General features: G+C 73.0%; 9 protein-coding genes. 8 read left to right on the top strand and 1 reads right to left on the bottom strand.

What is annotated here, in order from left to right; translation table 11 throughout:
- Positions 1-86 precede the first annotated feature (86 nt).
- The 8 genes from BEP24_RS00940 (at position 87) to prmC (ending at position 10,334) form a co-directional block, all read left to right on the top strand.
- Positions 87-845, top strand: coding sequence for an LmeA family phospholipid-binding protein (locus tag BEP24_RS00940; protein ID WP_065959279.1), 759 nt, complete (start codon positions 87-89; stop codon positions 843-845).
- Between the two features lie 82 nt (positions 846-927).
- Positions 928-2,337 carry a diaminopimelate decarboxylase gene (gene lysA / locus BEP24_RS00935; RefSeq protein ID WP_065959278.1) on the top strand — a complete coding sequence of 470 codons (1,410 nt, stop codon included), beginning with the start codon at positions 928-930 and terminating at the stop codon, positions 2,335-2,337.
- 43 nt (positions 2,338-2,380) lie between these two features.
- On the top strand, positions 2,381-3,700 hold the full coding sequence (locus BEP24_RS00930; RefSeq protein ID WP_065959275.1) for a homoserine dehydrogenase: 1,320 nt from the start codon (positions 2,381-2,383) through the stop codon (positions 3,698-3,700).
- 81 nt (positions 3,701-3,781) lie between these two features.
- A complete protein-coding gene (gene thrC, locus BEP24_RS00925) occupies positions 3,782-4,861 on the top strand; it encodes a threonine synthase (RefSeq protein WP_065959274.1) in 1,080 nt (359 codons plus the stop codon).
- A gap of 92 nt (positions 4,862-4,953) precedes the next feature.
- Positions 4,954-5,868 carry a homoserine kinase gene (gene thrB, locus BEP24_RS00920; protein ID WP_065959346.1) on the top strand — a complete coding sequence of 305 codons (915 nt, stop codon included), beginning with the start codon at positions 4,954-4,956 and terminating at the stop codon, positions 5,866-5,868.
- A 180-nt stretch (positions 5,869-6,048) separates the two neighbouring features.
- Positions 6,049-8,340 (top strand): transcription termination factor Rho, encoded by a 2,292-nt coding sequence (gene rho / locus BEP24_RS00915; RefSeq protein WP_065959272.1) that lies wholly within the window; start codon positions 6,049-6,051, stop codon positions 8,338-8,340.
- A gap of 3 nt (positions 8,341-8,343) precedes the next feature.
- A complete protein-coding gene (prfA, locus tag BEP24_RS00910) occupies positions 8,344-9,426 on the top strand; it encodes a peptide chain release factor 1 (protein ID WP_065959270.1) in 1,083 nt (360 codons plus the stop codon).
- 71 nt (positions 9,427-9,497) lie between these two features.
- Positions 9,498-10,334: a peptide chain release factor N(5)-glutamine methyltransferase gene (prmC, locus tag BEP24_RS00905; protein WP_065959343.1), complete on the top strand. Its 837-nt coding sequence runs from the start codon at positions 9,498-9,500 to the stop codon at positions 10,332-10,334.
- A gap of 158 nt (positions 10,335-10,492) precedes the next feature.
- On the opposite strand, the gene BEP24_RS00900 is transcribed toward prmC, so the two are convergent.
- The gene (locus tag BEP24_RS00900; RefSeq protein ID WP_171898687.1) at positions 10,493-11,140 is read right to left on the bottom strand and encodes an HAD family phosphatase; all 648 of its coding nucleotides are present in this window, start codon (positions 11,138-11,140) and stop codon (positions 10,493-10,495) included.
- Positions 11,141-11,159: the final 19 nt, after the last annotated feature.

The following is an 11,159-nucleotide window of genomic DNA, read 5'->3' as shown; positions in this document are numbered from 1 at the left end:
CGCCCCGCGCCGGCCCGCACCCCTCCCACCGGACCCGCACCGCGCCTCCAGGCTGTCTGCCGGAGGTCCCTGGCAGGGTGGGACGCATGTCCGTCGCACCCGCCCCCTCCCGCAGGCGCCGCCGCTGGCCGATCGTCCTCGTCGTCGTGCTGCTCGTGCTCGCCGCCCTGGTCGTCGTCGCCGAGTTCGTCCTCCGCGGCGTGGTCGACCGGGTGATCGCCGACCAGGTCGAGCAGTCCCTCCCCGAGGGCGCGACCGGCGAGGTGACCGCACACGCCGAGGGCGTCGTCCTCCCGCAGCTCGTCACGGGCACCCTGGACCGCGTCGACATCCGCTCCGACCGCCTCACGGTCGACGGGGTCCCGCTCGCGGCCGACGTCACGGTGCACGACGTCCCGGTCGACGGGAAGGGCGACGTGCGGGACGTCGACGGCACGGTCACGCTGGCGTCGTCGAGCGTCAAGGACCTCGCGAAGTACAGCCCGCTGTTCGACCGTCTCACGCTCGTCGACGGCGGGGTCGAGCTCTCCGGGTCCACCGCGGTGCTCGGCTACGACATCACCTACGCGGCGACGGGCGACGTCGCCGCCGAACGGGACGGCCGCGGCGTCACGATCACCCCGAAGGGCGTCCGGATCACGAACTCCGACCTCGGCCTCAAGGTGAACTCGATCCCGGGCGTCACGGACGTGCCCGTGCAGGTCTGCACCGCGCAGTTCCTGCCCGAGCAGCTGCGCGTGCGTGCGCTCGACGTCACGGCCCGACAGGCGACGGTCCGGGTCACCGCCGACCGTCTGCCGCTCACCGAGCAGGGGCTCCGCACCGTCGGGTCCTGCTCCGGCTGACCCGCCCCGCGGGGTCGCGTGGCGCGGACGGTGGCGTAACACCGGACGGGAGGCGCGCCCCGCCTCGCTAGGATCGGGTCCCGTGAGCGAGAACCCACTGGCCCCGCCGCGGCTGCGGTTCCCCGAGGACGCCTCCGCGCTGACCGCGCGGATCTGGCCCGCGTCGGCGACGCGGACCGACGACGGCGAGCTGGCCGTGGGCGGCGTGGCCGCCGCCGACCTCGTCGCGCAGTACGGGTCCCCGCTGTACGTGGTGGACGAGCGTGACGTGCAGTCCCGCGCCGCCCGGGTCCGCACGGCGTTCACCGACGCGTTCGCCCGGATCGGCACCCGCGCCCACGTGTACTACGCCGCGAAGGCCTTCCTCACGACGCAGGTCGCGGCGTGGATGGCCGAGGCGGACCTCCGGCTCGACGTCTGCTCCGCGGGCGAGATGGCGGTCGGGCTCGCCGCCGGGGTCGACCCGGCGCGCATGGGCCTGCACGGCAACGACAAGTCCGACGCCGAGATCGCCCGGGCGGTCGAGCTCGGCCTCGGCACGATCGTGCTCGACAGCCACGAGGAGATCGGCCGCGTCGCGCGTGCCGCCACCGCGGCCGGGACGGTCCAGCGCGTGCGCATCCGGATCAACAGCGGCGTGCACGCGTCGACGCACGACTACCTCGCGACCGCGCGCGAGGACCAGAAGTTCGGCATCCCGCTGACCGAGGCGGTCGCCGCGGCCGAGGCCGTCCGCGCGGAGCCGTCGCTCGCGTTCGTCGGGCTGCACTCGCACATCGGCTCGCAGATCTTCGAGGAGTCCGGATTTCGTGAGGCCGCCCGTCGCCTGATGGACGTGCACGCCGAGCTCGTCGCGACCGGACCCGTCCCCGAGCTGAACCTCGGCGGCGGCTGGGGCATCGACTACACCGAGGCGGACAGCGCCTTCGACCCCGAGGACGTCGCGGAGGCCCTGGCGACGATCGTGGCCGAGGCATGCGCAGAACGGGACATCCCGGTGCCCGAGGTCGCGGTCGAGCCCGGTCGGTACATCGTCGGACCGGCCGGTCTCACGCTCTACCGCGTCGGGACGATCAAGCCGGTCGTGCTCGAGGACGAGCACGGCACCGCGGCCACCCGGACGTACGTGTCGGTCGACGGCGGCATGAGCGACAACGTCCGACCGGCGCTGTACGGGGCGGACTACACGGCCCGGCTCGTGCGCACCTCGGACGTCCCCGCGGTGCTCACCCGGGTCGTCGGCAAGCACTGCGAGTCCGGCGACGTCGTGGTGAACGACGAGTACCTGCCCGGCGACGTGCGGCGCGGGGACCTCCTCGCGGTCGCCGCGACCGGTGCCTACTGCTGGTCGCTCGCGAGCAACTACAACCACGTCGGCCGCCCGCCGGTCGTCGCGGTGGCGGACGGCGCAGCCCGTATCCTCGTGCGGGGCGAGTCGATCGACGACCTGCTCGCCCGCGACACGGGGGTCGTCGTCGGCCCCGGCCGCTGACACCCCCCGGGAAGATCCCCGACCCGACAGGAATGCGCACCAGATGATCGAATACCGCAACGTCCGCGTCGCGCTGCTCGGAGCCGGCTCGGTCGGCTCCCAGGTGGCCCGGCTGCTCCTCGAGCACGGCGACGAACTGGCATCCCGTGCCGGCGCCGGCCTCGAGCTCGTCGGGATCGCCGTCCGCGACGTCGACGCCACGCGCGACGTCGAGCTGCCGGCGGAGCTGTACACGACGGACGCGGAGTCGCTCATCCTCGGAGCCGACATCGTCGTCGAGCTCATCGGCGGCATCGAGCCCGCGCGTTCCCTCGTCCTGCAGGCGCTGCAATCGGGCGCGGACGTCGTCACGGGCAACAAGGCGCTGCTCGCGACGCACGGCCCGGAGCTGTTCGCGGCCGCGGAGCAGGTCGGCGCCCAGCTGTACTACGAGGCCGCCGTGGCCGGGGCGATCCCGATCATCCGTCCGCTGCACGACTCCCTCGCCGGTGACCGCATCGAGCGGATCATGGGCATCGTCAACGGCACGACGAACTTCATCCTCGACCTCATGGACCGCGAGGGATCGACGTTCGAGGACGCCCTCGCGACCGCGACCGCGCTCGGGTACGCCGAGGCCGACCCGACGGCCGACGTCGAGGGCTACGACGCCGCGCAGAAGGCCGCGATCCTGGCCTCGCTCGCGTTCCACACCTCGGTGCCCCTCGCCGCCGTGCACCGCGAGGGCATCACCTCGGTCACGATCGAGCAGGTCCGCGCGGCGCGCAAGGCCGGCTACGTCGTGAAGATCCTGGCGACCGCCGAGCGTCTGACCGACGAGAACGGCGTCGAGGGCGTCAGCGCACGCGTCTACCCTGCCCTCGTGCCCGAGGCGCACCCGCTCGCGAGCGTGCACGGTGCGAAGAACGCGGTGTTCGTCGAGGCCGAGGCCGCCGGCGACCTCATGTTCTACGGCGCCGGTGCCGGCGGGGTCGAGACCGCGTCGGCCGTGCTCGGGGACCTCGTCTCCGCGGCGCGACGGCACGTCATCGGCGGCCCCGGCGTGGCGGAGTCGACGCAGTCCGCGCTGCCGGTGTTCCCGATCGGTTCGGTGAGCACCCGCTACCAGATCACGCTGCACGTGGCGGACGCCCCCGGCGTGCTGTCCACGGTCGCCGGCGTCCTCGCCGACCACGGCGTGAGCGTCGAGACCGTCGAGCAGACCGCGGCGACCGACCCGGGCGACGGTTCGGCCGGCACCGCGAACCTCGTGATCGGCACCCACCTCGCCCGTGAGTCCGCCCTGGCCGCGACCGTCCGGGCCCTCCGCGGCGAGGACGTCGTCGTCGAGGTGACGAGCGTGCTGCGCGTCGTCGGCGCCTAGCCCACGGACGACCCGGTCCGCCGTCGTCGGCGTCGGACCCCCGAACCCCCGAACTGCAACACACCGAACAAGGAGAGCCTGATGGCCCACCAGTGGCAGGGAGTCCTGCGCGAGTACGCCGACCGTCTCGACGTCACCGAGGCGACGCCGGTCGTCACCCTCGGCGAGGGCGGCACCCCGCTCATCCCGGCCCGACGGCTGTCCGAGCGGACCGGCGCCGACGTGTACGTCAAGTTCGAGGGGATGAACCCGACCGGCTCCTTCAAGGACCGCGGCATGACGATGGCGATCTCGAAGGCCGTCGAGCACGGCGCGAAGGCCGTCATCTGCGCCTCGACCGGCAACACGAGCGCATCGGCCGCCGCGTACGCCACGCACGCCGGCATCACCGCGGCGGTGCTCGTGCCCGAGGGCAAGATCGCGATGGGCAAGCTCAGCCAGGCCGTCGCGCACGACGCGCAGCTGCTCCAGGTGCAGGGCAACTTCGACGACTGCCTCGACATCGCGCGCGACCTCGCCGCGAACTACCCGGTGCACCTGGTCAACTCGGTGAACAACGACCGCATCGAGGGCCAGAAGACCGCGGCCTTCGAGGTCGTCGACGTGCTCGGCGACGCGCCGGACTTCCACTTCCTGCCGGTCGGCAACGCGGGCAACTACACGGCGTACTCCCGCGGCTACCGCGAGGACGTCGCGGCCGGTCGCTCGACCAAGATGCCCCGCATGTTCGGGTTCCAGGCCGCCGGTTCCGCGCCGATCGTGCGCGGCGAGGTCGTCCGCCAGCCCGACACCATCGCCTCGGCCATCCGCATCGGCAACCCCGCGTCGTGGCAGTTCGCCCTCGAGGCACGCGACGAGACCGACGGGTACTTCGGTGCGATCACCGACGAGGGCATCCTCGCGGCGCACCGCATCCTGTCCGCCGAGGTCGGCGTGTTCGTCGAGCCCGCGTCCGCGATCGGCGTCGCCGGCCTGCTCGAGCGCGCCGACGCCGGTGTCGTGCCGCAGGGCGCGACGGTCGTCATCACGGTGACCGGCCACGGCCTGAAGGACCCGCAGTGGGCGCTCCGCAGCCCGGACGGCGGCGAGGTCACCCCGACGAGCGTGCCGGTGGACACGAAGTCGGTCGCCGAGGTGCTCGGACTGGTCGGCCCCGCGTGAGCATCGACCGCTCGTCCGGACCGGGGGAGGCCACGACCGCCCACACCGCCGCACCCGCCCGCGGTGCTGTACCGGCCGGACGGGCGGTCCGCGTGCGCGTGCCGGCCACGTCGGCGAACCTCGGGCCGGGCTTCGACTCGCTCGGGCTCGCCCTGGCGCTGTACGACGAGGTCGTCGTGCGCGTCCGTCCGGAGCCCGGCGCGACCGTGACGGTCGAGGGCGTCGGCGCCGGCGAGGTCGCCACCGACGACACGAACCTCGTCGTGCAGGCGGTCCGCCGCGGCCTCGCGCACGCCGGGGTCGAGCAACCCGGCCTCGAGCTGCACGCGGTCAACGCGATCGCGCACGGCCGCGGCATGGGGTCCTCGGCGGCGGCGATCGTCGCCGGGCTGATGGCCGCGAGGGGACTCCTCGAGGGCATCGTCGACCTCGACGCCGCGACGCTCCTCGCCCTGGCCACCGAGATGGAGGGGCACCCGGACAACGTGGCCCCGGCACTGTTCGGCGGCCTGACCATCGCGTGGATGACCCCGGACGGACCGGCCCACAAGCGGCTGCTCGTGCACCGCGGCGTCTCGCCCGTGGTGTTCGTGCCGACGTCGACGCTCTCCACCAAGCTCGCGCGGTCGCTGCAGCCCGCGAGCGTGCCCCACGAGGACGCCGCGTTCAACGTGTCCCGCTCGGCACTGCTCGTGGCGGCGCTCATCCAGAGCCCGGAGCTCCTGCTCGCCGCGACCGAGGACCGCCTGCACCAGTCGTACCGGGCGAGCGCGATGCCCGAGACCGACGCGCTCATCGGCCTGCTCCGGCAGCACGGACTCGCGGCCGTCGTGTCGGGCGCCGGGCCGAGCCTGCTCGTGCTCGGCAGCGACCCGTCGCAGCGCCTCACGGCAGCCGACCTCGTGGCGCGACACGCGGAGTCCGACTGGCGGGCGCTCATGCTGGCCGTCGACCTCGGTGGTGCTACAGTGGTGCCGCACTCGGCGCTCGAAGCCGATCCCGCGTAGGCGTCAGGACGCTCCTCACCAGGACCCCTCTCCGCCAGCGCAGGGTCTGGTGCGCGGGGGCATTCTCTTCCTGATCACCGAATCCCGGACCGTCGTCTGAACGACGGTCGACGCCCAACCTGTGCGCGCCGGGACGGTGGAAACTCTCCGCGTTCTGCGGTTCGAAAGGAAACACCCACCTTGACGAACGTCAACGACTCCACCCCGGTGGAGATCCCCAGCGACCTGCGCGCCCTCCGACTCCCGGAGCTCCAGCGGATCGCTTCCTCGCTCGGCATCACCGGGCTCTCCAAGCTCCGCAAGGGCGACCTCATCGCCTCGATCGAGGACAAGCGCCCGGTCGACGCCGAGCAGGTCGCCGCTGCGGCACCGGTCGAGCAGCCCGTCGCCGACGAGCCGGCCACCGAGCAGCCCGCCGCGCAGCAGGCTCCCGAGCAGCCGGTCGCCCAGCAGGCCGCGCCCGAGCAGGTCGCCCCCGAGCAGCCCGCCGCGCAGCAGTCCGCCCCGGAGCAGGCCGCCACCGAGCAGTCCGCGCCCGAGCAGGCCGCGCCCGAGCAGGGTGGCCCGCGTGGCCGCCGCTCGCGCCGCGTCACCTCCGGTGGCACCGTCACCGCCGCGCCGACCTCGGCAGCGGAGCACACCAACCACGGTCACACCGGCACCGAGGACCTCCTCGCCGGGCTCGACCAGGTCCGCGCCGAGAAGGACGCCCAGGAAGCCGCCCAGTCCGGGCAGCGCCGTGGGCGCGGGAACCGCGCCGGCCGCCAGGACGCCGCGCAGCGCGACGACGTCCAGCAGGACGCCGGCCAGGAGGCTCGTGGTGCGGCCGCCGACGTCGTCGCCGACGCCGACACCACCGAGCAGTCCGACCAGGGCCAGTCGGGTCAGTCCGGGCAGGGCCAGTCCGGTCAGGGCCAGTCGGGCCAGGACGACCAGTCCCAGGGCGACCAGGACGGCGGCTCGCGCCGCGGGCGTCGCAGCCGTGGTCGTGGTCGCGGTCGCGGGCAGAACGGTGACGCCGGCGAGCAGCAGGGCACCGAGCAGCAGAACGGTCAGCAGCAGGGCGGCCAGAAGAACGGCAAGCAGCAGGACGAGCAGAAGTCGACCGACGAGCGCGCCCAGCAGAAGCAGAACGGCCAGCAGCAGAACGGTCAGCAGCAGAACGGCCAGCAGAACGGTCAGCAGCAGGCCGCGCAGCAGAAGCAGCAGGCCGAGGCCGAGGCGGAGAACGGCCGCGGCCGTCGTCAGCGCGACCGCAAGCGCGGCCGCGGCGCCCAGAACGACGACTTCGAGCCCGAGGTCACCGAGGACGACGTCCTGATCCCGATCGCAGGCATCCTCGACGTCCTCGACAACTACGCGTTCGTCCGCACGACCGGCTACCTGCCGGGTCCGAGCGACGTCTACGTCTCCCTCGGCCAGGTGAAGAAGTACCACCTGCGCAAGGGCGACGCGATCGTCGGCTCGATCAAGCAGCCGCGGAACGACGACCAGCAGAGCCGCCAGAAGTACAACGCGCTCGTCAAGGTCGACTCCGTCAACGGTCAGACCGCCGACGAGGCCGCCGCGCGCGTCGACTTCCAGGACCTCACCCCGCTGTACCCGAACGAGCGTCTGCGCCTCGAGACCGAGCCGCAGAAGCTGTCGACGCGGATCATCGACCTCGTGTCGCCGATCGGCAAGGGCCAGCGCGGCCTCATCGTGTCGCCGCCGAAGGCCGGCAAGACCGTCGTGCTCCAGGCGATCGCGAACGCCATCGCCAAGAACAACCCCGAGGCGCACCTCATGGTCGTGCTCGTGGACGAGCGGCCCGAAGAGGTCACCGACATGCAGCGCACGGTGAAGGGCGAGGTCATCGCCTCGACCTTCGACCGTCCCGCCGAGGACCACACCACGGTCGCCGAGCTGGCGATCGAGCGTGCGAAGCGTCTCGTCGAGCTCGGCCACGACGTGGTCGTCCTGCTCGACTCGATCACCCGTCTGGGCCGCGCGTACAACCTGTCCACCCCGCCGTCGGGCCGCGTGCTCTCCGGTGGCGTCGACTCGGCCGCGCTGTACCCGGCCAAGCGCTTCTTCGGCGCCGCGCGCAACATCGAGGACGGCGGCTCGCTCACCATCCTCGCGACCGCGCTCGTCGAGACCGGTTCGAAGATGGACGAGGTGATCTTCGAGGAGTTCAAGGGCACCGGCAACATGGAGCTCCGCCTCAACCGTCACCTCGCCGACAAGCGGATCTTCCCCGCCGTCGACGTGAACGCCTCGGGCACCCGTCGCGAGGAGCAGCTGCTCTCCGCCGACGAGGTCACGATCACCTGGCGGCTGCGTCGGGCCCTCGCCGGCCTCGACACCCAGCAGGCGCTCGAGATCGTGCTGCGCAACCTCAAGGAGACGCAGTCGAACGTCGAGTTCCTGGTCCAGGTGCAGAAGTCGGTCCCGTCGACCGGCGGGCGCCACGACGGCCACCAGGAGTAACCGGTGTTCGAGTCGGTGGCAGGGCTGCTGGCGGAACACGAGGACCTGACGCAGCAGCTGTCGGACCCCGCGCTCCACGCCGACGCAGCCCGTGCGAAGAAGGTGAACCGGCGCTACGCCGAGCTCAACCAGATCAAGGCCGCGTACGAGGCCTGGCAGGCGGCGGGGGAGGACCTCGCCGCCGCCAGGGAGCTCGCCCGTGAGGACGACGCCTTCGCGGACGAGGTCCCCTCGCTCGAGGAGCAGCTGGCCGAGCGGCAGGAGCGCCTGCGCCGACTGCTCATCCCGCGCGACCCGGACGACGGCCGCGACGTGATCATGGAGATCAAGGGCGGCGAGGGCGGCGAGGAGTCGGCACTGTTCGCCGCGGACCTGCTGCGCATGTACACGCACTACGCGGAGACGAAGGGCTGGAAGGTCGAGCTCCTCGAGCGCACCGAGTCCGACCTCGGCGGCTACAAGGACGTCCAGGTCGCGATCAAGTCGAACACGACGGACCCGTCGCAGGGCGTCTGGGCACACCTCAAGTACGAGGGCGGGGTGCACCGCGTGCAGCGGGTGCCGGCGACCGAGTCCCAGGGGCGCATCCACACGTCGACCACCGGCGTGCTGGTGTTCCCCGAGGTGGACGAGCCCGAAGAGGTCCAGATCAACCAGAACGACCTCAAGATCGACGTCTACCGGTCCTCCGGTCCCGGCGGCCAGTCCGTGAACACGACGGACTCCGCGGTCCGCATCACGCACCTGCCCACGGGCATCACGGTCGCGATGCAGAACGAGAAGTCGCAGCTGCAGAACCGCGAGGCCGGCATGCGCGTCCTGCGGGCGCGCATCCTCGCGCGCCAGCAGGAGGAACTCGACGCCATCGCGTCGGACGCGCGCAAGTCGCAGATCCGGGGCATGGACCGCTCGGAGCGCATCCGCACGTACAACTTCCCGGAGAACCGCATCGCGGACCACCGCACCGGGTACAAGGCGTACGACCTGGACCGTGTGATGAACGGTGCGCTGGAGCCCGTGGTCCAGTCCGCCATCAGCGCGGACGAGGAGGCCCGCCTGGCCGCCATCGGCGACCAGGACGCGTGACCGGACCGACGGAGGACGGACGGGAGGCGCGACCCGCCCCCGCCACGTCCGTCCCGTTCGCGGCCGACCGCCTGCTCGACGAGGCGGTCGCCGCGCTCGTCGCGCACGGCGTGCCGTCGGCACGGGTCGACGCCGAGCTGCTGCTCGCCTGGGCGACCGGGACCTCGCGCGGGGCCGTGCAGGTGCGCGCACTCACCGGCGGCGCCATCGCGGGGGAGCACGTCGAGCGCTTCCGGCACGCGGTGGCACGCCGGGTCACGCGCGAGCCGCTGCAGCACATCACGGGCGAGGCGCACTTCCGCGCCCTGACCCTGGCGGTCGGCCCCGGCGTCTTCGTGCCGCGGCCGGAGACCGAGGGCGTCGTGCAGTTCGGCATCGACGCGCTCCGGGCGACCGCGGTCGCCGAGCCGGTCGCCGTCGACCTGGGATCCGGCAGCGGGGCGATCGCCATCGCGATGGACACCGAGGTGCCGAACGCGGTCGTGTACGCGGTCGAACGCTCACCCGAGGCGCTGCCGTGGACCCGCCGGAACATCGAGGCCCACGGCGGGACGGTCCGGCTCGTCGAGGGCGACCTCGGCGACGCGCTGCCCGAGCTCGACGGCACCGTGTCGGTCGTCGTGTCGAACCCGCCGTACGTCCCGGACGACATGGTGCCGGTCGATCCGGAGGTCCGCGACCACGACCCGGCCCTCGCGTTGTACGGCGGCCCGGACGGCCTCGACGCCGTCCGCGCGCTGACCGAGACGGCGTGGCGGCTCCTCGTGCCGGGCGGCCTGGTGGTCGTCGAGCACGCCGAGCAGCAGGGCGCCGGCGTCCGCGAGGTGCTGGCGCGCCGCGGGTTCCGCTCGCCGGAGACGCACGTCGACCTCACCGGTCGCGACCGCACGACCACGGCGACCCGCTAGCCGGGGCGAGCAGCGCCTCCCGGCCGTGACCACGCGATCAGCGTGACCCGACCGGCGGAGGTGTGTCGCGCCTCCCGGCCGTGACCACGCGGTCCGCGTGACGCGACCGGCGGAGGTGTGTTGCGCCTCCCGGCCGGTGCTCGGGGCGACCCCGCGGGTCAGGCGACCGTGACCTGCTCGCGGGCGGCGACGAAGGCGCGCACGGCCTCGCGCAGGTCGGTGTGCTCCTCGACGAGCACGGCGTGGATGCCGACGCTCGCAGCCGCCTCGACGTTGACCGGCATGTCGTCGGCGAAGAACGCGCGCTCGGCGGGCACCCCGTGGTGTGCCAGCGCCCGCTCGAACACGGCGCGGTCGGGCTTCCGGGCGCCGAACGCGCTCGTCGTGTCCAGGTGCTCACCGAACAGCGGCGGCAGCGACGGCGCCCAGCGCGGGATCCAGCGTCCGGCGAGCGGCCCGTTGTTCGTGAGCAGGCCGACGCGGCCGTGCTCGGCGGCGATCCGGACCGCCTCGACCCGCTCGGGGAGCTCGGTCATCGCGGCACCGCGGATCCGTGCCCACTCGTCCTCCGGGACGTCGCAGCCCATCGCCTCGGCGAAGGCCGCCAGGTAGGCGTCGGCGTCGGGGTAGTGGCCGGCCTCGGCGCGGGCCTCGTTGCCGCAGTCCCACCAGCGGCGACGCAGCTCCTCGAAGGAGTGTCCGGTGAGCTCGGCGAGGGCTGCCATGCGGACCCGCCAGTCGTAGTGGACCAGGACCTCGTCCATGTCGAACAGGAACAGGAGTCGGGGCGCGGGCGTCTCGTTCACGATGCCACCATTGTGTCGC

Origin of the sequence: Curtobacterium sp. UCD-KPL2560, assembly GCF_001705035.1 — a bacterium.
Lineage (GTDB): Bacteria > Actinomycetota > Actinomycetes > Actinomycetales > Microbacteriaceae > Curtobacterium.
The sequence above is the reverse complement of the archived record's forward strand: the minus strand, read 5'-3'. Positions and strand labels throughout refer to the sequence as shown.

Excerpts from the sequence above, each read along its gene's own strand:
- BEP24_RS00940 (WP_065959279.1), top strand. The coding sequence starts at position 87 with ATGTCCGTCGCACCCGCCCCCTCCCGCAGGCGCCGCCGCTGGCCGATC.
- BEP24_RS00930 (WP_065959275.1), top strand. The coding sequence starts at position 2,381 with ATGATCGAATACCGCAACGTCCGCGTCGCGCTGCTCGGAGCCGGCTCG.
- thrC (WP_065959274.1), top strand. The coding sequence starts at position 3,782 with ATGGCCCACCAGTGGCAGGGAGTCCTGCGCGAGTACGCCGACCGTCTC.